The organism is Aeromicrobium sp. Root495 (assembly GCF_001426755.1).
GTDB lineage: Bacteria > Actinomycetota > Actinomycetes > Propionibacteriales > Nocardioidaceae > Aeromicrobium.
Genome location: NZ_LMFJ01000002.1, coordinates 167,616 through 188,808, shown reverse-complemented (window position 1 = coordinate 188,808; position 21,193 = coordinate 167,616). Strand labels below are relative to the sequence as shown.

20 protein-coding genes are annotated in these 21,193 nt (G+C 63.5%); 10 read left to right on the top strand and 10 right to left on the bottom strand.

Translation table 11 applies throughout. The features are described 5' to 3' along the window. Positions 1–406 precede the first annotated feature (406 nt). A complete protein-coding gene (locus tag ASD11_RS18295; protein WP_156464822.1) occupies positions 407–826 on the bottom strand; it encodes a hypothetical protein in 420 nt (139 codons plus the stop codon). On the opposite strand from ASD11_RS18295, the gene ASD11_RS15000 reads away from it, so the two are divergent. After that, positions 807–1,307, top strand: a complete 501-nt coding sequence (locus ASD11_RS15000; protein WP_056289385.1) for a hypothetical protein — start codon at positions 807–809, stop codon at positions 1,305–1,307. The two genes, ASD11_RS18295 and ASD11_RS15000, sit on opposite strands and share 20 nt — an antisense overlap. Positions 1,308–1,340: 33 nt before the next feature. On the opposite strand, the gene ASD11_RS14995 is transcribed toward ASD11_RS15000, so the two are convergent. Next, the gene (locus ASD11_RS14995; RefSeq protein WP_156464821.1) at positions 1,341–1,658 is read right to left on the bottom strand and encodes a hypothetical protein; all 318 of its coding nucleotides are present in this window, start codon (positions 1,656–1,658) and stop codon (positions 1,341–1,343) included. A 206-nt stretch (positions 1,659–1,864) separates the two neighbouring features. On the opposite strand from ASD11_RS14995, the gene ASD11_RS14990 reads away from it, so the two are divergent. The 4 genes from ASD11_RS14990 (at position 1,865) to ASD11_RS18285 (ending at position 8,280) form a co-directional block, all read left to right on the top strand. Beyond that, the gene (locus tag ASD11_RS14990) at positions 1,865–2,161 is read left to right on the top strand and encodes a hypothetical protein (RefSeq protein ID WP_156464820.1); all 297 of its coding nucleotides are present in this window, start codon (positions 1,865–1,867) and stop codon (positions 2,159–2,161) included. A gap of 70 nt (positions 2,162–2,231) precedes the next feature. After that, positions 2,232–3,266, top strand: coding sequence for a DNA-methyltransferase (locus tag ASD11_RS14985; RefSeq protein WP_235503371.1), 1,035 nt, complete (start codon positions 2,232–2,234; stop codon positions 3,264–3,266). 557 nt (positions 3,267–3,823) lie between these two features. Beyond that, positions 3,824–6,307, top strand: coding sequence for a hypothetical protein (locus tag ASD11_RS18290; protein WP_156464819.1), 2,484 nt, complete (start codon positions 3,824–3,826; stop codon positions 6,305–6,307). Between the two features lie 323 nt (positions 6,308–6,630). After that, positions 6,631–8,280 carry a hypothetical protein gene (locus tag ASD11_RS18285; protein WP_156464818.1) on the top strand — a complete coding sequence of 550 codons (1,650 nt, stop codon included), beginning with the start codon at positions 6,631–6,633 and terminating at the stop codon, positions 8,278–8,280. A gap of 73 nt (positions 8,281–8,353) precedes the next feature. Here ASD11_RS18285 and ASD11_RS17875 read toward each other — a convergent pair whose 3' ends face one another. The 7 genes from ASD11_RS17875 to ASD11_RS14945 all read right to left on the bottom strand — a co-directional run bounded on the left by ASD11_RS17875 (position 8,354) and on the right by ASD11_RS14945 (position 14,852). Beyond that, positions 8,354–8,785, bottom strand: coding sequence for a DUF6527 family protein (locus ASD11_RS17875; protein ID WP_200940190.1), 432 nt, complete (start codon positions 8,783–8,785; stop codon positions 8,354–8,356). Further along, positions 8,782–9,966: a ThiF family adenylyltransferase gene (locus ASD11_RS14970; RefSeq protein ID WP_056289363.1), complete on the bottom strand. Its 1,185-nt coding sequence runs from the start codon at positions 9,964–9,966 to the stop codon at positions 8,782–8,784. The genes ASD11_RS17875 and ASD11_RS14970 overlap by 4 nt, the downstream gene beginning before the upstream one ends. Next, on the bottom strand, positions 9,941–10,195 hold the full coding sequence (locus ASD11_RS14965) for a multiubiquitin domain-containing protein (protein ID WP_056290418.1): 255 nt from the start codon (positions 10,193–10,195) through the stop codon (positions 9,941–9,943). Before ASD11_RS14965 ends, ASD11_RS14970 begins: the two co-directional genes overlap by 26 nt. 107 nt (positions 10,196–10,302) lie before the next feature. Beyond that, entirely contained in the window at positions 10,303–12,105 is a 1,803-nt protein-coding gene (locus ASD11_RS14960) for an AAA family ATPase (protein ID WP_082554477.1), read from the bottom strand. Next, complete coding sequence (locus tag ASD11_RS18280) at positions 12,089–13,465, bottom strand: hypothetical protein (RefSeq protein WP_156464817.1); 1,377 nt, start codon at positions 13,463–13,465, stop codon at positions 12,089–12,091. Before ASD11_RS18280 ends, ASD11_RS14960 begins: the two co-directional genes overlap by 17 nt. A 32-nt stretch (positions 13,466–13,497) precedes the next feature. Then, positions 13,498–14,466, bottom strand: a complete 969-nt coding sequence (locus tag ASD11_RS14950) for a hypothetical protein (RefSeq protein ID WP_056289354.1) — start codon at positions 14,464–14,466, stop codon at positions 13,498–13,500. Continuing rightward, a complete protein-coding gene (locus ASD11_RS14945; protein ID WP_156464816.1) occupies positions 14,463–14,852 on the bottom strand; it encodes a hypothetical protein in 390 nt (129 codons plus the stop codon). Before ASD11_RS14945 ends, ASD11_RS14950 begins: the two co-directional genes overlap by 4 nt. Positions 14,853–15,884: 1,032 nt before the next feature. Here ASD11_RS14945 and ASD11_RS14940 point away from each other — a divergent pair. The 4 genes from ASD11_RS14940 to ASD11_RS18275 are packed head-to-tail and all read left to right on the top strand — an operon-like array spanning position 15,885 to position 18,984. Continuing rightward, positions 15,885–16,196 carry a hypothetical protein gene (locus ASD11_RS14940; protein WP_056289348.1) on the top strand — a complete coding sequence of 104 codons (312 nt, stop codon included), beginning with the start codon at positions 15,885–15,887 and terminating at the stop codon, positions 16,194–16,196. Then, positions 16,193–17,110 (top strand): hypothetical protein, encoded by a 918-nt coding sequence (locus ASD11_RS14935; protein WP_056289343.1) that lies wholly within the window; start codon positions 16,193–16,195, stop codon positions 17,108–17,110. The genes ASD11_RS14940 and ASD11_RS14935 overlap by 4 nt, the downstream gene beginning before the upstream one ends. Beyond that, positions 17,107–18,054, top strand: coding sequence for a hypothetical protein (locus tag ASD11_RS14930; RefSeq protein WP_156464815.1), 948 nt, complete (start codon positions 17,107–17,109; stop codon positions 18,052–18,054). The genes ASD11_RS14935 and ASD11_RS14930 overlap by 4 nt, the downstream gene beginning before the upstream one ends. Before the next feature lie 48 nt (positions 18,055–18,102). After that, positions 18,103–18,984 carry a hypothetical protein gene (locus ASD11_RS18275; RefSeq protein WP_156464814.1) on the top strand — a complete coding sequence of 294 codons (882 nt, stop codon included), beginning with the start codon at positions 18,103–18,105 and terminating at the stop codon, positions 18,982–18,984. 582 nt (positions 18,985–19,566) lie between these two features. Here ASD11_RS18275 and ASD11_RS14920 read toward each other — a convergent pair. Continuing rightward, a complete protein-coding gene (locus ASD11_RS14920) occupies positions 19,567–20,430 on the bottom strand; it encodes an alpha/beta hydrolase family protein (RefSeq protein ID WP_156464813.1) in 864 nt (287 codons plus the stop codon). Between the two features lie 281 nt (positions 20,431–20,711). On the opposite strand from ASD11_RS14920, the gene ASD11_RS14915 reads away from it, so the two are divergent. Further along, positions 20,712–21,191, top strand: coding sequence for a DUF6328 family protein (locus ASD11_RS14915; protein WP_056289333.1), 480 nt, complete (start codon positions 20,712–20,714; stop codon positions 21,189–21,191). Positions 21,192–21,193: the final 2 nt, after the last annotated feature.

Below are 21,193 nucleotides of genomic sequence, written 5' to 3'. Positions count from 1 at the left end.
GCGCAAGAAAACTCGGTCTCGGCCGTGATCTGGGCGCCCTGAGTGGGACGGTCGGCAGCACCGTCGGACCCGTGGCCACGCGGCTTGAGATCGCCCAAACGGGGCTAAGCCAGAGGGCAGGCTCAGCGTGGGCCTACCAGTCATCCGGCGGTGTAGGCGGAACCGGTGTTGGACGCGGTGTCGCGAAGGCCGGGTCCTCAGGCGCAGTCATGCCAGCTGTATCGGACGAATCTGCCGGGATGTGGTCTCCCCGTGGCCGTCCCGGCCCCTGCTAGCCCTGGCGGACGGAGGCAACCCCGAGCTCGTGGGCGCCCTAGGTGGGTCGATGCGCCTGAGCTACCTGGTCGGGGTGGCTGACGCCTAGGGGGTCCGGCCCTGTCCGAAGAAATTTTCCGCTGGCCTGTGATCAGGGGGCCTCTTTGGGATGAGTGTCCACACGGACCTCGCGGAAGGCGACCTCATGCCCGGCTGGGTACCCCTCAACTCCGCGGCCAACGGAGCCGCGTTCGCCGGCGTACTCGCCGCGCTTGTCATCACGATCTCGGTGCAGATATCCACGCGCGTCAGGGTGCCGGGGAGTCAGGCGCTCAGTCTCAAGGCCTCTCCTCCCACACTCGTGGTTCTCATGGTTGCCGCCTACCTCTACATCGTGCTCGACGGCATTCCTAACTCGAGGGCAGAGGTCGTCGACCTCTTTCCGACGGAGGCCCGGCCTTGCGAAATTCTGGAGGCGGCCGAGCGCTACGCGACTCTTGCGGGGCAAGGGATTCGCAGTTGCCGGGTCGACCCTCGCCCGGGGCGCCTTCATGACACTCTTCATCGTCACGGCATCCATTTTCGACAACACCTCGCCAGCAGACGACGACGTTCGACCGGACGAAGTCGGTGCGAGGGCCTGGTCATTGGCGGTCCTGCGGGTCACTGCACTCACCGAAGGACTGATCCTGATCCTGGGATACAAGGTCGGTGCCGACTTGGCCGAGCCGCACGGGCCGTCGTTGGGGTGGTGGGTCGGGCACGCTCTGTGTCTCTTCGTGCCGGTCGCGTTCGTACTTGCCTTGAGGAGGTTCGAGACCCTGTTGGCGGTCCTCTGTTGGTTCAGCTCGGGCGTCAGAGCCGTGATGCGGCCGACCGGACTCGTTCTCGCAGTCGCGGCCGCGCCAACGGTCGCGACCTTAGCTGTGGTCTCGTTCGCCGGTCTGGAGACTGTGCCCCTGACTCTCTTCAGCGTGCTTTCAGCTCTCTACTTCGGGCTGGTCTCCGCCTTCCTCTTGCTGATGATCGAGGTGCGGAGCAGCAGGACCTAAGCGCTCGCGGGAAGCGGGCCGATTGGCGGGTTGTTACTCCCAGCCGTGCCGCGACTCGTCGGCCAGTCGCAGGACCGGGGCCAGGTCGCGACCCGCGACCAGCCACTCCAGTACGGAGAGCCTTTCGTCTGACCCAACTCGACCGTTGATCAAAAATGCCTCGACGCCTGCCTCGTGCGAAGGGCCGAGCGCGGCGCGAATTCGGTCGATGTAGGGCACGGCGTCCAGGTCGACGACGGGGCGCCAGGCCTCCGTATGACGCCTGGCGCTCTCGAGCGCCCCTGGGTTGGGGCGTGTGCCGGAGTGCTCGTCGAGGGCCATGCGCTCGGGAGGGGTCAGGGGTTCACTCACTGAACCAGCCTACGGCCTTTGTATACGTACATATACATTCTGTGTATGGTTTCTGCTGGCGAGGCGGCGCACTGCCCGTGGTGCGGATACATCTAGCGACCAGTGCGTCGCCGAGCCCCGGGGTCAACGATCGCCCAGTTCTGGCCCGGACGTGCCGATAACTCTGAAGTCGGCCGTCCGCCGACCTCAGAGAAGGGCTGAATGACATGACAATCGTCAACGCAGACTCACCGTCCGACCACCCCGCAACAGCTGAGAGTGACGCGGAACGCCTAATCGAACTGATCGTGGCGGTGTCCGTCGGCGCCGACAAAATGGGCGACCTGGCGGAAGAGCTCGACGCGCTGGCCGCCTCGGTGAACGCGCTTACAGGCTTGGAGGCCGCCCGCAACGCCCGTCACCTCGAGAGCCTCGCCGTCACGCTAGGCATTGCTCTCTACGAACAGACAGGTTCGCTGGACGCGGTGAGTGCGGTCATCCGAGACCATTGGTCCAAGGACTGATTGCGCGCCCGGAAGAGGTCGCCGCCCGCTTGGCCACTAGTCGTTCGGGAGTTGCGCCGATAACCACGCGGTGAACACCTCAACGGCCGCGAACCCGGCCTCGCCCGATCGGCACACCGTGCTCCACGGCGACTGCGTGAAATACCTCAGGAACATGCCTGACAACTCGGTCCACGCCGTCGTCACCGACCCTCCCTACGCCATAGAGGGATCGCCTACCGACCGCCGAGCAGACGACCTGACGGAGCGGCGCATGCTTGGCATGCAGTCCAAGAACTGGCACGAGAAAGCCACTCACTCTCGTGGATACGCCGACAACGACCCAGCCACATTCCAGCGCTGGTGCACCGAGTGGCTCACGGAGTGCCTTCGGGTCCTCATGCCGGGCGGCCACCTTGTTGCATTCGGGGGTACGCGGACCTGGCACCGCCTCGCCGTCGCCGCAGAGGATGCAGGGTTCGAGATTCGCGACAGCATCGCTTGGCTCTACACCAGCGGGTTTCCCAAGTCGACCGACGTAGGACGAGAGATCTCCAAGACCGACCCAGCCGCCGGGGAAGCATGGAGCGGATGGAGCACCACCCTCAAGCCGTCACACGAGCCGGTGGTCCTCGCGCGAAAGCCACTGGAAGGGACCGTCGCGCAGAACCTCCTCAAGTATGGCGTCGGGGCACTCAACATCCGAGGCACCCGCGTCGGTCCACCAGGGTCGAGTAGCCGCTGGCCCACGAATGTCATGCTGGACACCGCACGGGCAACAGACCTCGACGCAGGGTCCAAGGAGTCGATCTCACTGGCGATCTGGGTCTCCAAGCCCAACCAGTCCGAGCGGGTCACCCTCAACGAGACCGCCCACCCCACGGTCAAACCGCTCGACCTGATGCGAGTCCTGACCCGGCTCGTGGCACCGACCAACGGCCTGGTGCTGGACCCCTTCGCCGGGTCGGGGACGACCGCAGAGGCGGCTCTCATCGAAAGAATGCGCAGCATCTCCATCGAGCGCGAGCTTGAGTACACCAAACTAATCGAACACCGGCTCGCTCGCCGGCTCCGTCCCACCGACATCGATGACGGTGAGGGTGATGTGCTGCATCTTCCTCTCTGAAACAGATGTCCGAGCCGGCCATCGAATGAGGGATGCAGTCCCGCCGCGCAGACGTCTGACCAGCCCTCGCGCCACTCTGGCGCCCAACTGACCCGCACTGGATACTGAAGCATCGGCCGGCCGGCACATCGTCGATCGCTCCCCAAGCGAAGCCGTCCGTCTGGTTCCCCGCCGGCCGGTCGGCCGGCGGGGAACCATTGGTACGCCTTAAACCGTCCTGCGCGGTGAGACGCGCTGGTGCCGGGAAACCGTGCTTAAGGTCAACCTCCTCGACGAAGACGGACGGTCGGTGGAGCTGACTGAAGCGGCCGAGCGGACTAGATCGATGCCGGGCAGCCAGCCAACCGGGCGGGCGGATGGTCGCCGGACATCTCGGCGCGGCGAAATCAGGTTCGACTCGAGGGCCCGCGGGACGGGGTGGGTGTGCCGTTCAGCTGAACGATTTGAGGTCATTGGCTCAACTCCTCACCCATGACTTCGTCAGGACGAGAACAGTGAACCTCTGAGGTCAAGCCGTGATGAGATATCGATGCTCGGGGGCTCATGAAGGGACATAGATGAACGGCTTCGCCCCCATCTCTCTAGCGCGACCATTGCGCTCACTTGCGACGATTATCTCGTTCGCTCTTCTGGCCACAACATTGGCAGCAGTGGTCGTCGCACCGGGGGCCCGCGCGGACGCCGCCGGTAGCGAATTCTTCCCGGTGACGCCCTTCCGTCTTGTGGATACGGCAGCCGGCACCGGAGGATCGTCCAGCGCTCTAGGGGCAGGGGTGTCCCGGACCTACACGGTTGGTGGTGTCGGCGGCGTCCCGTCGGCTGGTGTGAAGGCAGTTGTCCTCGACATCGCGGCATCGAGCGCCACGGAGACGTCATCTCTGCGGGTTTGGCAGACGGGGACGTCCATGCCAAGCACAACCTCGGTCCTGCGGTTCGATCCGGCCAACCTTGGCCGCTCCAACACCGCCATCATCCCGGTCAACAGCAGCGGTCAGTTCTCAGTCTGGAACAACGCAGGTTCCACGCACTTCAACATCGACATCCAGGGATTCTTCGCCGCGCCGGCGTCTGGCGGAACGGGCGGATTCGTCGCGATGTCGCCGAAGCGTGTGGTTGACGAGGCAACCCTGACTGCCGGTACCTGGCAGGAGTACGACGTCACAGGTGGGTCGATCCCCGACGACGCGACGGCCGTCTTTGCCAATGTGAAGGTCTACCGTCCGACGTCAGCTCAGTACGGGGGCGCGCTGCAGATTGGGCCTGGCGGAACATCGGTCAGTTCGCAGCCTTCGTCGGTGAACTTCAATGCCGGCGGGTACGTCGACAGCGGTCTAGCGATCAAACTTTCACCCGACGGAAAGATTCGAGTCCGCAACTCTTCAGGCAGCGCCTCTGCAGTTTTCTATATCGATGTTCAGGGGTACTTCAGCGGTGATGACTCTGATGGAGGAGCCTTCACCCCCCTCCCGCAGCCTGTCATTTACGACACAGCAGACTCCACTCCCGTGCCAGCCGGTGGAACCAGAACACTCACGCTCACAGGTCAGGGCGGGTTGCCTTCCCCTGCGTCGGTGGGTGCGGTTGCTTCCACGCTCTACGTCTCTCAGTGGACAGGACCTGGCCGCTTGGTGGCTTGGAACGCTGACGAAGCCGACCCCCCGGAAGACACGCCTTCCAACATCTCGTTCAACGACGCAGTACCGGCCGCCACGGGCACGTCAACGACGGCGATTCTTCGCACCTCGACGACCGGCAAGATCAAGATTCGAAACAACAGCGACTCGACCCTCCGAGTCCGTATCTCGGCCCAGGGTTGGTTCGCTCCAGCTATTCGATTCGTCCCTCTATCGCAACAGCTGTACTCGTCTGTTGCAGCGGCCTCGAAGGCAGACTCAGGCGAGCACACCGCGATCCGCGTGAACGGTCTCAAGGGAGTCCCCGAGACAGGCGTGGACCGGGTCAAGTTGAGAGTTACGACCCTGAACGGTTCTTCGGCAGGTTCAATCCAGATCCGACCCCGTGCTTCTGACGCTGCGACGGGTTCAACGGCTATCTCGTCATCTGGTTCCGCCACGACAGGGTCGACCTTCAACACAGCGACCTACGACGGTGAAGTCGATGTCCTGAACACATCAAGCACCTCGAGCGACTTCAAGATTGATGTGCTCGGCTACTACTCGAACGGGCAGGACGAACACGCTGCCTACTACCGAGCGACGACGATCTACCCGAGTGGCGCCTCTATCTCTGAGAACCTCTCCACGGGGGCGGTCACTGTCAGAAACGCGGCAGGCAACGTCATCGCAGGAAGTACTGATCAGGGGTACTCGCCGGAGTCTCCGTCCGATTCGACCGCGCCCTCGGCCGGCGCACACGTGACGCCCGGTCCCGACCCCGTCGACGACGAGCCCGAGATCGAGCTGGCCGACGACCCGGGTGCAGGTGGGCTAGACGTCGAGTCTCCCGACGCGACCGATCAACCCTTCACCACAATGTCCGCCACCCCCGGTGGATACACACTGTTCGGCGGTACTCGCAAGAGCGCCTATGTGTACCAGTCGCGCGATATGGAACACGACCTGAACCGCTGTGTCATTACAAGCAGCGGTGAGAGTTGCACTCTCAAGGGCTCGGTCGCAAGCAATTTCAAGCAGACGATGACGGGTGGCGCCTCGGCGTTCTGGACCATGAGAGCGCACACTTGGCGGATCACCGGACCGAGCTACGGCGCAACGTACAAGTACTACTGCGGCATCGACGTGAACAATGGAAGCGACTACACCTGCAACGAGGTAGACGACGATGCGCCGAAGGCCTACGGTCCCGAAACCTTCGCGGTCAAATCAAAGTCGAGCGTCATTGAGAGCTGGGGCCACCGGTTCCCGTTCTACGCTAGGAACAAGCGACCGTTCCCGATGGTGAAGATCGCTGTGAGTTGGCCCGGCTACGGGACGACCGTTCACATTCGTTACCGCGGCTGGGACATCGCGTGGTCGACCAACAAGAGCACCTGGCTGCTGACGAAGGACGCGAAATACTGATGGACACACCGCAAGACCCCAGGGTCGAGTACCGAGGCTCCGCTCGGTCGCTCGGCCCTGGGGGCTCCCCCCAGGACGACCGAGCCGTCACCGATGCTTCTTGCCTCATTTGCGACGCCGAAGCAGTTCGGACAGTGGCCGTGACCGGCGACGTCTTTGGCGATCGGGTAGTGCTCTGCGCGACTTGTGAACGACTCGTCAGGGAGTCAGCCGAGAGTGAGCTCGCCCGCCGTGTGACGGACTTGGACGGCCTGGGAAGCACGGCCTTAGCCGCTCGTCTCATTGCCGCGCTCGACCGTCGTAATCCGTGAGGCGCGAAGACCATGCGTGACAGGCTGCGGCACAGAATCCTAGGCGACAGAGCAATCTCTCGAGTGGACGGCGACCGTTCGCGGACCGTCAAGTCGCCAGGCACGCACCGGAAGATCGTCAAGACGGCACCACTGTTCACCATAGTTCTGGCTCTGACCTGCGCGCACATGATGCTGGCGAGTTCGGCGACTGCTGGCAGCCCGTTCACTCGGGGGCCTTCCTCGCTGGGCGTCAAATCAACAGCCACCAGGATCTCCGTCAGCTTCGCGCCGGCCGTAACCCGCAATGGCGCAAAGGTTGCCTACCGCGTCGCTGTGGCCGGTAACAAGGAAGTCGGACGTGACAGCAACTACGAAAGTAAGATCCCCAGACGAGCGACTGCAGGAAGCGGCGCCAGGCTGGAAGCAATATTTAAAGTCCGCCAGCCAACGAGATACGGGTACGGTGCTCAGATCTGGGCCCGGGTCCACGCAACCATCCTTGGTGGCCCGCATGACGGCGACACCACTAAATCGACGCTTGTGACGACCGCGCTGCAGCCTGAGGACCCAGCGACCCTCGGCGCGCTGGTCGTCACTCCCACTTGTAAGGGTTTCACTGCCCGCTGGGCCCCCGGAAGCAAGCCAGACCAATCCCGAGGGATGGTTGCTCGAGTCGCCGTGGTCAGCGCCAATGCGACCACCGGCCCAGTGGCAAAGTACGCAGGGTTTGAGCCCGCGGATTCACTGTCCGTCGCATCGTTGAGGGCGAAGACGACGTACTCGGTGGCCGTACAGGCAAGGAGCGTTGATCGCAGGTCTCGGTGGACACAACCAGTTCGCTTCACAACTCCCGAATGCTTGGGAGATGTGCTGCGGGTGGGCACCTACAACACTCAGATATACCGAGCAAACAAGGTCTCATGGACTAAACACCGCGCTGCCCGCGTCGCGGCCGAGATCGCCAGATCGCGCGCGGCTCTCGTGGCCGTTCAGGAGACGTTGACTGTCAACGGCAAGATGCTGCCAACACTGATGGACAAGCTCGGTTCGCAGTGGGAGACGGCGAGCGGCTCTCTCGCGGGCACGCACTTCCTCTATAAGTTTCGCGACATCACCGTTGTGGGTTCACCCCGGCAGTACCCCGACGCAGGCGAGACGACAGCAATTGCGCAGGCATTCGACCTCAAGGGCGTCCCAACGGAGCCCTCCGACGACTACCAGCCGGAGCCGAGGCTCGTTGCTGTGAACCTCCACATTCCCCCGAACCTGTCGGAGGTCGACAGGAAAAAACAGATCCGGGCGGCGCTCGCATTGGCCGACCACGTCAAAGCGGACGTGAACGCCCCAGACATCCCCACCATATTCCTCGGCGACTTCTACCTCGCAACCTCAGCGGAGAAGAGGACCGCTGTGCGCCAGCAACTCTCCAAGTCGATGTCCGATACGGAATTCTTCAAGCCCGGCCGTTCATTGGACCTATACAACTCACGCAACGGGCTCGTTCGGTGCCCGCCGCACGTCAACGGGGTCAAGGTCGACGGGATCTTCACATCCGACCGCATCGCTGTCACCGGTTGGAGCATGCTGAAATACCGATTCGATCGAGGATGCTTCCAGAGTGGATTTCCCTCGGACCACAACATGATCTCCGCGAACCTCTGGTTCTCGCAGGCCAACTAGGAGGCGGGTTCATCCAAACCGTGGCCGCCGGAAGACCCACTGATTGGGACCCGCTGATCGACGGCGATGGAGCTCAAGTTCGACGCCCGACCGCGGACCTGGTGCGGGCCCACAGCGACTTCTTCGCTGTGTTCGAATCCGGTTCAGGCTGGCGTCGAGGCGGATCGTCGATGGCCTCTTTAATGCGCCTTCGGGTTGCTTCCCTGCCCGCAGCGATGCGCTTGCGCGACCAAGCTGGCGCCCACTCGACCTCGCCGTTCTCAAGCCAATAGTGCGACTCGCAGTCGAAGCCCCAGCTGCCAACGGAGGGGGTGAGTGAGACTTGACGACCATCGAAGATCAGCTTCCATTGCTGTGGTGAGAGCGGGTTGGTGACCTCGTGTCCGCATCCACACATGCACAGGTGGACGGTCGTTGAATACGTGAGGGAAACGTAGAGAACGCCTTGCTCGAGGTGCTCGGGAATGAGCTCGGCGAATTGATGTACGTAGCGATTGCGCTTCACATGTGGTCCTCGTTGATGAGGCAGTTGCCACCCACCGCGTAGAGGGCGTTTGTCTCGGCGTCAGTGTCTTGGTAAAAGCCGACCAACTTCTTCCATTTGATGACGGCCAGTGTGGCTGCGAGGCAGTTGAGGTCTGCGATTTGAATGTTCGACCTGTACTCGTTGTTCGGGTCGCGGTCGCCGAAGGGGAGACGGTCGCGCGCCAGATCCCTGCTCGCCTCGATGCTGGTCGTTACGCGTACCTGACCGCCCAGCGAGCTGTCGGCTTCGTAGAGTCCCATGCCAACGTCGATGAAACTGACTCCTAGTTGCTCGAGCCCTGTGCAGATCTCTCGCCTTGCTTGCCCGTCGTCGACTGCGACGAAGACCATTGACATCGTCGAGAGCTCACCAATGTTGGTGCCGTCAACCCGATAAGGGTGCGGATGGATCCCGGTGTGCATGTTGGAGTAGATGCGATCGAAATGCTCCACCTTGCTGGGGATGCGCTCGAGATCCTTGAGACTGGGCGCTCCGGGGGCGCGGAATGCGTTGTGCTGAAGGAATCGGTCCCCGTCGAAGAGATGAATCTCCGAGACGGGGGTCTTCGCAATCAGGTCCAACACGTAGCTTCCGCTACCTCCCAGTCCGATGATCGAGACTGCGCCGACTGAGAGTTTGGCGGACGTGGGTCCAATGCCGGCTCGTGAGGACGCGGTGTCGGCGTAGACGAAGACAGACTCCTCACCTTCCGGTACCGGAACAGGGGTGTTCGACCTGGCGGTCACCTCTGGGTCGACGGCCTGAGCTTCACGCTCCAGGATCGTCACGTAGGTAGCCACCTTGTGTGCGTAGTCGCGGTACCGCTGGTCGTTGTCGGTGGGTTTGCGAGAGAAGTGATGGTCGGCCCAGACGCCCTGCACTGGGTTCTGCCGATTGCTGCCAGCCAGGATGTTCAGGGCGCTGCCGTCCGAACGGTGGGGCAGGTCGCCTTCGAACAGCATCGTGTGGTCGGTCGGTTGCGCAGTCCGGTCCCCAGCGAGTTCGAGCGCGCAGCAGAGGGTTCCGTAGCGAACTGACAGGTCCTTGTCCAGATACGGAACGCTCCGAACGACGAGGTAGCCGTGGACCACCTCGATGGCGTAACCGTCGAGGTGCAGGCTCTCGAGGTCGGGACTACGAGAGATCAGTGGGAGTGACATCGAAGATCATGCCTTCCTTGACCTTGACGGACTGGCCGGCCTTGAGCGAACCCTCGGGCTTGTTTCCATTGCCGCGGCGGAAGGTGATGGTGTACTCGATGTTGCTTCCCTGCGGGGGGTTCGGGTAGGCGAGACCGACCAGCTCCTCGAAAGAGATCTCCTTGTCGTTCCACTCCCGGGCACGCCCGTTGATCATCAGCGTCGTGGACTTCTTCTTTTCGGTTTCCATGGTGTAACTCCTTCGTCGGGGGCTTTCCCCTACAACATGGAAGGACGTCGAACCGCGGCGGTTTGTCCGGTTGAAGTAGAACCTCGACGGATGGCCTCGACGGAGTATCAGACGGCAGGCGGTGTCGATGGGACGGATTCGGCTTGTCTGACGTCGATGAGGTGGACCCGCTGGGGGCTTCTCTCGTGGAGAAGTCGAGCAAGGGGTTCCTCGTAGGTCGTGACTACGACCTGACCAAGTTGACCGGTGCCGTCTGATGCCCGGGCGAGAATGTTCGCAACCTGACGGCGCACGTTCGGATCGAGATGTTCGAGTGGCTCGTCGAACCAGCAGAAGTCCGCTGATGTTGCCATCTGGGCGACGAGCAACTTGAGAACGATCGTTGCCCCCATGCTTTCTCCAGTGCTGAACGCATCGTAAGGAAGGTCGTGGCCGTTGACACTCCGTGTAATGGTTCCGTCGGCGCGTGTCGTGAGGTTTCCGCGGTCGGGGAAGAGCGCCTTCCAGCGTTGGTCAACTTCCACGGCGAGTGGCGCGATCGTTTGCGCGAGGAGTTCTGCGAGCGTCGCTTCTGTTGTCTGAAGTGCCACTCGAAGACTGGCCTCAGTCCTGAACAGGTCCTGGAGCTGCTTCATGGCGTCGTCGGCTTCGCGGGCCTCATCGAGCTGACGCTGGGCGTCCGCCTGCGCAGTCCTTGCTTCGATGAGCTCCTCGAGAGCCTCGTTGACCTTGGCCCGTGACTCTTCTCGGTCCGTCGAACTGGGTACCGGAGAACTTGCCGGGGCCGGCTCCGGCCCGGGTGCTGGGATCTGCCTCCACCTTTGAATGAGTGTCAGCAGACGCTGGTGTTCTTCCGTGGCGGTGGCCAAGGCGACCCGTTCGATCTCGATCTCGGTAGTTAGTGCTCCGAGTTCGTCGGCGTTTGTTCGGTGGGCGAGGGTTACGGTGTCCTCGTCCAGGGGACGCCGGCAGACCGGGCAGTCTTGATCGTGGGTTTCGTTGAGCCGTGACTGGTTGTTAAGGATGGCTTCCGTCCGCGATTCGAGGACGGCAATCTTGATGCGAGCTCTCTCGACTTCCTGCGCGGACTGTTCGCGAAGTGACTCGAGAACCTCCTCAAAATTGGGCAGGCTGATGCCCTCTCCGAGGGATTGTCTTGCGTCAGCAACAACAGCCTCAGACTCCGTCAGCCATCGGTCGTGTCGGGATCTCCACCCGGCACGCTCGACTTCAGAGCGGACGAGTTCCTCGATCTGGTCGTGTTCGTCCTTTGCAGTCGAGTGTCTGGTCGCCATGTCGGCAACCCTTGCGGCGGTCACCGTGGTCGCGTTCGCCAGATCAGCCAGACGGTCGGCGCTCGCCGAGTTTGCGTTCTTGATCTGCCGGACTTGCTTCTCGACGCTCTTGATTTCAGCGTTTAGCAGTCTGATCGCGTCATGGAGTCCCTCGACGCCGAAGTACTGCCCAAGGTGATGTTCCAGACCCAGCCCTGTTGGGGTTTCTTCGCCGCGCACTGCCGCGGGCATCGCGAGCCTGGCAAGGAATCCGGGTTCGGTTCTGTACGCCTTTCGCAGGAGAGCGCTGAACGTACTTTCGTCCACGGGCTCCCCGTCCACATGGACGGTCGGGGCGATGGCGGTCCGCGTGCGCTTAGTGGTCGCCACGCGTTCGACCATCACATTCTGACCGGTTGGAAGTACCAGCTCGACGACCGCGCTGGCATGTTCCTCGCCCACCCGAACAGGGGAGCCCGACTGTGGGAGGGCCCCGAAGAGTGCCCATCTTGCAGCCTCAACCAGGGAGGTCTTGCCGACACCGTTCGACGCAACGACAAACGTCGTGCCGCTGCTCAGGCTCAAAGACACGTCCTGGTAGTTACGCCAGTTGCGCAGCTTAAGAGTCTTGATCACAGCGGGTCTCTCGCTCGAAAGTGGACAGTGCTTCTGATGGAGACGTGGAGCCCGTAACCGCGGCGACGAATCGCGTCACTTGGTCTGACAGTTCCGGGTGAAGGTTCGTCCAGGACTTCTTCTTCGCTTCTTGCAAGGCGCGCCGACCTTGGGTTTCGACCTTTCCAATCGAGTCGTGAGCGTGGCGGGCGGCGATGGAGGCAATGTCAATTGATCCGAGCCCTGCAGGCGCGTCGTCAGTGGCCTCCCAGGCCGAGACGCTCCCTTCCAGGTGCTTCCAAAGCGTATCGAGGAGTCCGAGTCCGACGAGGACAGGAACTGGGCCGGCTCTGAGACCCGATGGCAGTTCAAGGGCGCCTCGCAAGGAGGCCCTGCTGAACAGCAAACTCTCCCAGTCGTCGGTCGGTTCGGTGACGCAGACGGCGTCGACGTCTGGAGATGAACGGACGGCTCGCCTGCATGCCGAGGCAAGATCGGTGAGACGGTCATGCGCGGCAGAGAGCGATTCCACTACGACTATGAGGACGGCGGTGTCGAGGTAGGCCACCTTGTAAAACGGCGTCAGAACCATTCCCGCTCCGAGGTCAAAGTTTCCGTCATCGACTCGGATGGGGTTGGAGGATGGCAGGCGTTCCGAAACCTCTCGCTCGAACCGAAGGTGATCGAATTCTGGGACCTTCGCGAGATCGTCAGATCGTGAGTGAGAGGCTGCGGAATCGGTGGTTGCCGTCCAGGCGCTCGGCGTGAGCTCAGCGATGAGATCCCGGAGGGCCTGCCGGTACTCGAGTCGCTCGTCATCCTCGGACTGAATCTTCGGACCAACTGAGACTGAACTTTGCTGTCCTGCCCGTTGGGCGGCGAGCACATCCTCTACGTCAGAGGCGATGTCCATCATCCCAATCCGGTCAATGAATGCCTCAGGGTGGAGGTGGGCCCTCAGGGCCGTGGTTGCGGCAAGGTCTGTGCGCAGGGGCGACTCGGACGCCGGCACAAGGACCGTCTGTTCGTCGGCGAGTTCGACGTCTAGAACGACGGGGATGACGTCGACGGCTCCGTCATGGAAGTTCTTTCTGACCCAGACGAGCAGTGCCTCGTCACGCCCCACTCTCCACAACTCGCCGGCCTCCGGCGATCCGGTTGCGGTAGCCGCCGTCAGCTCGCGGATTCCAGGAACGACGCTTGAGGCATCGACGATCGCTTGGACGGTTGCTGCTGCGGGAGCCGGGAAGTTGTCGACTTGGGCAATGCGCGAGTACCGAACGCGACAAGCGAGGCATGCTTCTAGGTGATCACTAACGGACGGATCCACTTCGCCGCGCAAGTTGTTACGAAGTTGCATCAGAGACAGATGGTCGTTCATGGGCATCTCACCTCTCTTCTATCGATACGTATCTACTTTGACGTCGCATCTGTGCTTCCTGTCCGGTCTCTCATCCAATTTTCGCAAAGGCCCACCAGAGCACTCACGGTCTCCTCGGGTTGTTCGTCGTCTTCGAGCTCGTTCGCGATCCGGTCAAGAAGGCGCTGACGTAGATGTGCTGCTTGCGTCTTCCCTGTCCCGATGAGGGCACCCAGGTCACGTACGTTCCCGTCCGCCGTCAGCACGATGATCCTTTCGCGATCGCTCAGGGCATTGAAGATCTCCGTCGCTGCCATAGAAGAGACTGTGATGGATGCTGGATCTGGCGCCGTCGAGGCAACTTCCGAATAGGCAGCCCCGGCATCGAGGTCCAGTGTCAGCGGAGGGCGTCGAAGGTTCAGCCGAGCTGCGAGAGCGTGTGCGATGTCGCCGGCTCGCAGGCTGCCGGCCGCCGCCTCGAGGACCGCGCGAATAAGTCGAACGAAGGAGTCGTGATCTGCCAGAGGTGCGTCTCTGGTCTTGCTCGTCCAATTCGGGACGACAATCTCAACCCGGTGGCTGACCGAGGCCAACTCAGGGGACGGCGTGCTGCTGGGCGCGGTCGTACCGCCCTTGATCGTCCACAGGGCCTCGCCAGACTGCGGAATCTCGACGAACTCTTCCTCCGCGCGTAGCACCGACTTGATTCGGACGATGAGTTTTCCGATCTCCGTGCGGCGGCCCTCTTCCCGCAGAAAATTGCGCGCAGCGCGGGCAAGCAGATTGGCGAAGGAGCGGTCGTCGACGGAACTGTTGGCGACGCTGAGCAGGCGTCGAGCACCTCGCTCGCCTTGGAGGAAGTCGTGGGCGGTTGCCTGGAGGTCAGCTTCCGTCCAGAAGCCGTGACCGTCAGGGGGCGGGAACCGGTAGGCAAGGACTACGAGCCGCATGGTCTCGTAGAGAAGGAGCGCACCCATCTCGCCCAGCCGTCCCGTCGTCCGGAGCTCCTCGCGGGGGGTCACGAGAACCGCTCGATCACGCGCGAGACGTATGGCTCAGGGAGCCACCCGAGAAGTTGGACGTTGCCCGGTCTCCACAAGTGTTTCTCTACGGAGCCGAGCGTCGAGAAGACCCCGTCCTTATCGAGCCCGAGCGAGTCATCGGCGGGATGGGGGACACCGGCGACGTCCTGGGAGGTTCGAGTCACGATCTGGATGGGCGCGAACGAAACGTCCTTCGAGGGCACGTTCAAGACCAGAGCCGGGCGCTCCGGCGCCGGGTCGGTGCCGAACGTGTAGATGTAGGTATTGACCTGGTAGACCTGACCAATCTCAGGCAGGAACGGCTCGCCGGCCTCGCCCCGGGATCGGGGAAGCAAGGCGTGCCCTCTGCGCTTGGATCGGCTCAAGCCAGGCCCCTCCTTAGGTTCTGCTCGGGAACAGACGTCGCACCGCGTCGGCTTGTCCGGTAGAAACAGCCACAGTCACCGTCTGGGAGGTCCCGGACGCTGCAGTGTCCGCATCGACTCTCAGTGGTCTCATTCACGGGCGTGCGTCACCGCCCTCTTGGGAGGCGAGTTGCCGCAAGAAATCGGCCGAAACCTCGACCCTCTTGGCAGCAAGGAGCAGTTCATGCTGCCAAGTCCCAACCTCAGTCGTTCGGAACCGGGCTGCTGCTCTCCCGATTGCTTGCTGGAGGTCAGCGAGCGCGTCCAGATGAGCTTGAAGACCTTCAGGGCGGCGGGGTTCTTCGCGTTGGCGCACTTCCTCCGATGCTCGAGTCTGCTCTGCGCGGTGTCGACGGAGCCGGGCGTTGTTCCTCTTGGGCAGGCAGTCGCTGCAGATGACGTTCTGGCTTTGACTACGCCGACGAAGCGAGGTGGGGCAGCAGGCGCAGTACAAGGTCCCGTCTCGGCCGCGCCGCGGTGAGGTTGGAAGTTTGGGCACGTCGATCGACACCGGATCCCCCGTGGGGCGCGAGGACTCTCCCAGTTCTGGGCGCCACAGAATGCCTGACTCGAGCAAGAGTCACTCCTTTCGAAACGGCCGTTACAGCCATTGGGGCCTCGATGAGACGTGCGTTTCGCTGGTTCATCCCAGAAGTGGACCCCGGATCACGCGATCTGGCGCTTTTTTCTTGTAGCGGTGAAACGGTCGTTTCATCCGTCCTTGAGCTGTCAGGCCGGACGGGTTTCCTGTTGTCACGGCAACCGCCAAGGACCTGAACTCCACACAGTTCTGGTTTGTGTGGGGCGGTTGACGGTATGGACGGCAGCAAGCACGATGTAGCGCATTGACTACATCAACGAGAGGAGGCGCGCCGCCGGACACACAAAAAGTGGGGCAGCCCGATTGCAGTCGGGCCACCCCACAGAACCCCGAAGGGCCACCGAGGCCCGAAGCCGGAAAGCAGCCGGTTCAGATTCCATCAAAGGAGCAAGATGAAGTACCTCGATGTGTTCAGTATGCGCGGGCGCAGTGACATCCGTCCGTCCATGGATGGACGGATCTCGAGTGGTCAGGTCATGACCCTCACCGAGTGCGAGGTGGATCTCGCACCCAAGTGGCCAGAGCATCCCACGGTCGACGTTCACGCGTTGTTCGATCGGGTTGTGCGCCTGGCTGGTGACGCGAACTTCGCGTCGCTGGTCAGCGCGTACGCCCTGACCAGGCGTCCACGCCGGTCGGGCCGCCCCATGCCTGATGGATGCGGGCTTCAGTTCCCCATCGTCCGGGCCGAGGGGGATCGATGAGTACCCAGGATCGCCGCGCGAACCTCAACCGGTATGCAGAGGACAACTCCTACGGCGTCCCCGCGGACGTCCGGGAAACGCTCACCGACCTGGTCATGGGCGTCGACACCGCAAGCCGCAAGGCGGACGTTCGCGTCATGCGCGCACTGATCGACCTCGCGAACGTCTGTATCAACGAGTTCGGCTACTTCGACCCCGACCTCCACATGGAGGAGGCAGCGCTCGCGGTATACGCCGAGTCGCGATTCAGGCACCGCCCTGACAGCAGCAAGGGCACCATGATCAGTTCGATCCGCCGGGTGAACCGAGGTCGCCGAATGGTTCGTCCTTCGCAACGCCTGCGAACGCCGGCTCCCTACTTGGCTAAGGAGTGGGCACGCCTCGAGACCGCAGCAGCCAGCAGCGGGCGTTGGACGACGTCCGCTCAGCTTCTACTGAGCCTCACCGGTCACGCAGCACTCAGTTCTGCGGAAATCATCTGGGCGGAGTCGGCGACCGTGCGTTCCGCCTCGTTCGGTGCCGTCATCACGGTCCCCGCGAAGTCCGGCGAGTTCCGCGAGGTCCCCGTCTTCGGGGTCCACGCCGATCGAGTCCTGACCGCGTCGACCGTCGACCCCAGCGGCTACCTCTTCCACCCGAGCGTCCGTGGAAGCAGCCGAAACAGCGTCATCAAGTCCGTCGGAGAAGGTGCCGGACGTCAGCGCCGAGACTTCCTCGCTTTCAACGCTTCGAGAGCCCGAAACACGCGCGTCTTCGAGCTTCTGCAGATACCTGCGCCATGGTCGGTGATCAAGGCGTTCGCCGGGACCTCGGACAAGGCAAGCCACTACCTGAGCGACCTCACGCTGCACATCGAAAGGGCCGACTCCTCGACCGTCTTCGCCTACATGGGCGGACTGGAGGTGACCCGATGAGTCGAATCGCACCAGTCAGTCGGATCGACGGGTCCGATGTCGACCACAACCTCCGCATCGCTGCCCGCTGGGTTGAGCTCTCAGGAGTGCCCGAACTCGTCGAAGCCGAGAACCGAAAGAGAAACCCTCGAGGCGCTGGCCGCAAACCGATCAGCAACTACACACTGACCAGCCTGCTGGTCACCATGGCCGAACTCGCCCTGTCAGGACTGACCATCTCGATGCGCAACATCGTGTACAGGATGCTGTTCGTCTACACCGACGCCCAGATGGCTCACCTCGGTCCGGACTTCACGCGGGACGCCGAACGAATCGCAACCATGCGGTCCGCAGCGCAAGCGGACCCTGAGACAGGCCTTGTCCCGACTGGCGTCGACCCGGACGTCTACCGCCTGTGGTGCAGCGAGTATGAACGCGCCCGTCTGAAGTTTCACCGACTCCTGGAAGCGCTCGACGACACCCCGCTGCCCGCCGACCGGTGTTGGACGGCCGACGAGATCAACGCCGGCGCGAAGAAGGTCGACCCCGCCAAGACCAGACTCCGCAAAGCCGTCGCCAACGGACTCGTCCACGGAAGCATCCGCTACAAGAACGAGCAGTTCTTCCCAGCACTCGGCCCTGACCGCGCGCTCGATGGAGTCCTCCGCGACAGCAACGGCGACCTCGCTACTGACCAGACCAACGCTGACGTCTGCCTCCCCGCCTATCAAGACGTCAAGCACTCCGGAGAACGAAAGGCGTCAGCAAATCAGATGGCACGAGGCACCACGAAGAGCCGCAGATCCGATTTCATGGCCGCAGTCGGGTTGAACATGGTCCTGGCCGCTTCCGCCCTCAACGGACGACGGGTCCCGAACATCGTCCTGGGCATGGCACTCAGCACCCCCAGCCCAGCCCATAAGGACGCCACACTGACCTCGATCGACGCCGTCGCTGAAGGATGATTCCGGCCGGCTGCCAAAGGCTCGACCCGTCAACACCTGCTAGCCGACATGGCATATCCCAGGATGATCCAGTTCAACAGGGAGCTCCTCCGGCGGCAATACTCACCCCTCTTCGACTACCGCGTAGACGACCAACTCACATACGCACTCCACGCGCGGGACAAGAAGACCGGCGAGAACGTCGTCACCGGACACCTCCTTCGCGGTGCGCCCGTCTGCCCGGGCTGCCCGACCAACACCCTCAACGCGATGAAGAAGATCGAGCCACCCCGGCGCCGAACGAACCCGGACCAGCTTCCCTACGATCCAGACGAACTCCACCTACATGACCGCAGACTTGCCAACCTCGCGTCCATGTCAGCCGGACCGCACGGAAGCCCATTCCTCGGAACCGACAGCAAGGCCGGGCGGCGCGCCGTCGGCGCACCCCCACCAAAGGAAGTCGCGAAGATCAGACTCACCTGCCCAGCGCTGGAGGGACTCACTCAGTGCCCCCTGCGCGAAGAGGCAGCGTCGTGGGGAGACCCGAACCTGCCCATGATCCTCACACCACCAGCCGATCCCACTCCTCTCTGCCTCTCCAAGCACAGCGTCACAGTCAACATCGACGACCGTGCGCTCAAGCACCTGCAGCCCAGGATGGCCTCGTCGTGGGACCACCACGACCACCTTCGTGCCGTGCGTGCCAGGAACGAAGCCCTGCATTCCCTACTTGTACGGATGGAAGTCGGAGGACTGCAACGCGGACACATCTCCATACGCAAGAACGCGCCGTTCACCATCGCGGTCGCACTCGTCGTCGGCGTCACCAACATGGCCGTCCTCGACCGATGGCGCGAAACACTCGACGCAAACGGCGACGCGCCATGGGAGGCCCACGTCGAAACCCGCAAGATCCGAGACAACATCCGCCACCAACGAGCCGCCTAACCCAACCGACCGTTCCCCGACCCACCCCGTGGGCCGGGGAACAGGCACGTCCACACCCACAATCAATTCCGCAGCGCCGCAGACCGGCTCTGACTCGAAGCCCACGGGCCGCCGCCGAGCGCAAGAATCCGCTCAAATGGGTCCGAGCCCTGGACGTGTCTTAGACGGGCAACCAGCTTCGCTGAGCCGGCCAAAACTGGGCCGTATCAATTGCGCAGGGAAGTCGCCTCTCCATTGCAGACGCCAATCTCAAGAGCTGCTCTGACCAGCATTTTTGGACCACTCACCAGACAAGGGCCTCGTGCCGATCTGCACCATCAGGTCGGAGCGGGGTCCTTTCTCGTGGGTCGGACGTCGTGGGTCGCACGACGAGAACAGGGCCCCCAGCTCGACACGGCTGACTGTCCAACCGCGCCGAGGTGGACGCCCTGTTCCCGAGGTTCGCTCCTCAGGCCCTTCCATGATCATCGGGCGCGGCGTGGCTGGCGAGGTGTCTGAACAAGTTCGCGCTCCCAGCCGAGGTCGGGACGGCAATCGGCCCCCGCGCCGCCGGGCAGGCGGAGCGGGGGCCGAAGGGCCTGATCAGCGGAGCCGGTAGTCCGAGACCGCGCTGCCGATCGACGTCGAGGGGCCGGGCGAGATGAACTGCTCGTACCGGGTGTCGTCATCGACGTAGCGCTTCAGCCACGACAGCGTGTACTTCGCGATCGTGGTGTTGGAGGTGTTGGGCGCGAAGTGGCTCGCTCCTCGCAGCTCCAGGTAGGCGCTGCGCTCAGCCCCGGTGAGGGAGCTGTAGAACGGGAGGGAGTGCGAGCCCACCGGAGCGACGGTGTCGTTCTGCGCGCCGATCACGAGCGTGGCGGCCTGGACCTCGGGCCACGTCTTGTCGAGGTTCCAGCCCGTGAGTGGGACGGCTGCCTCGAGCGAGGGACGGGCCTTGGCCGCCTCGAGCGTTCCTCCGCCACCCATCGAGTGGCCCACCACGGCCTGTCGCGTGCGGTCGATGCGCGGGCCGACGGTGCTGTCGCCGATGGCTTGGTCGAGCGCGGCCAGCAGCTGGGTCCCGCGGGACGCGGGCTGGTCGTACCGCGAATTCGTGTCGAACGTGACGACCACGAAGCCGAACGACGCGAGGCGGCTGCCGAGCCAGGAGATCGAGGACTCGCCGGCCGTGTAGCCCGGTGAGATCGCCACGACGCCGAACGTCCCGTCCGCCGTGCTGGTGGGGTAGTGGATCGTCCCGCCGCCGAATCCGCGGGCGGCGAGGGCCGAGATCGACTTGGTGCTCACGGCGTAGGGGCCGCGGGTGGCCTCGATGCTGCTCGCCGTGGGTGCTGGTCCTCGGTCGTACGGGTTGTCGTCGGCCTGGGCCGGCGTGGCCGCCAGCGAGCCGATCGTGAGCGCCGTGGCGGTCAGTGCCCCGGCCAGTGCTCGGGTGATGCGCATGGTTCGTCCCTTCGAGTGGGCTGCGCCCGGCCGGGACGATGGAACCGCCCCCCGATGTGACCGACGCAACATTTGTGCACTCAGAATGCATTTACTTCTGCACGGTGTCAACGGGTCGCGACCGTCGCTTCCCCGAAGGGTGGGGGAACGGCTCAGGACCCGACGATGAACAGCGCGGCGCCCGGCCGTCCCGGGGCTTGCGGCGTCCCGTCTCCTCCCGTGGCGCAGGTGCGCCGGACGGGGCAAGGTGGAGGTGCTGCAGAGCGACCCGGAGGAGGACCATGGACGCGCCCCCGCACCACCCGGTGCCGCCCTCCGCCGACCGGATCGACCGCAACTGGACGGAGCTCCTCCAGGAGCTCCGGGTGGCGCAGACCGGGGTGCAGATCCTCTCGGCCTTCCTGCTCACCGTGCCGTTCGCGCCGGGTTTCGAGGAGCTCGACGACCACCACCGTGCGGTCTTCGCCGTGGTGCTGTGGTCGGCGCTCACGTCGGTCCTGCTGCTCATGACCCCGGTCGCCCTCCACCGTCAGCTGTTCCGTCGGGGCGAGCGGGCCTTCCTCGTGAACGCCGCGCACCAGCTGGCCCGGGTGGGCCTCGTGCTCATGGCCGTCGCGTACGTGGGAGCGGCGTGGACGGTGCTCGACGTCGTGCTGTCGCTCGCGGTCGCCTGGACGGTGGCGGGCCTGCTGGCGCTCACCGCGCTCGGCCTGTGGGTCGGGCTGCCGCTGTGGGTCCGGCACGTCCGCCCCCGCGCCTGAGC

Excerpts from the sequence above, each read along its gene's own strand:
- ASD11_RS15000 (WP_056289385.1), top strand. The coding sequence starts at position 807 with ATGACACTCTTCATCGTCACGGCATCCATTTTCGACAACACCTCGCCA.
- ASD11_RS14990 (WP_156464820.1), top strand. The coding sequence starts at position 1,865 with ATGACAATCGTCAACGCAGACTCACCGTCCGACCACCCCGCAACAGCT.
- ASD11_RS18290 (WP_156464819.1), top strand. The coding sequence starts at position 3,824 with ATGAACGGCTTCGCCCCCATCTCTCTAGCGCGACCATTGCGCTCACTT.
- ASD11_RS18285 (WP_156464818.1), top strand. The coding sequence starts at position 6,631 with ATGCGTGACAGGCTGCGGCACAGAATCCTAGGCGACAGAGCAATCTCT.
- ASD11_RS14970 (WP_056289363.1), bottom strand. The coding sequence starts at position 9,966 with ATGTCACTCCCACTGATCTCTCGTAGTCCCGACCTCGAGAGCCTGCAC.
- ASD11_RS14965 (WP_056290418.1), bottom strand. The coding sequence starts at position 10,195 with ATGGAAACCGAAAAGAAGAAGTCCACGACGCTGATGATCAACGGGCGT.
- ASD11_RS18280 (WP_156464817.1), bottom strand. The coding sequence starts at position 13,465 with ATGAACGACCATCTGTCTCTGATGCAACTTCGTAACAACTTGCGCGGC.
- ASD11_RS14940 (WP_056289348.1), top strand. The coding sequence starts at position 15,885 with ATGAAGTACCTCGATGTGTTCAGTATGCGCGGGCGCAGTGACATCCGT.
- ASD11_RS14935 (WP_056289343.1), top strand. The coding sequence starts at position 16,193 with ATGAGTACCCAGGATCGCCGCGCGAACCTCAACCGGTATGCAGAGGAC.
- ASD11_RS14930 (WP_156464815.1), top strand. The coding sequence starts at position 17,107 with ATGAGTCGAATCGCACCAGTCAGTCGGATCGACGGGTCCGATGTCGAC.
- ASD11_RS18275 (WP_156464814.1), top strand. The coding sequence starts at position 18,103 with ATGGCATATCCCAGGATGATCCAGTTCAACAGGGAGCTCCTCCGGCGG.
- ASD11_RS14920 (WP_156464813.1), bottom strand. The coding sequence starts at position 20,430 with ATGCGCATCACCCGAGCACTGGCCGGGGCACTGACCGCCACGGCGCTC.
- ASD11_RS14915 (WP_056289333.1), top strand. The coding sequence starts at position 20,712 with ATGGACGCGCCCCCGCACCACCCGGTGCCGCCCTCCGCCGACCGGATC.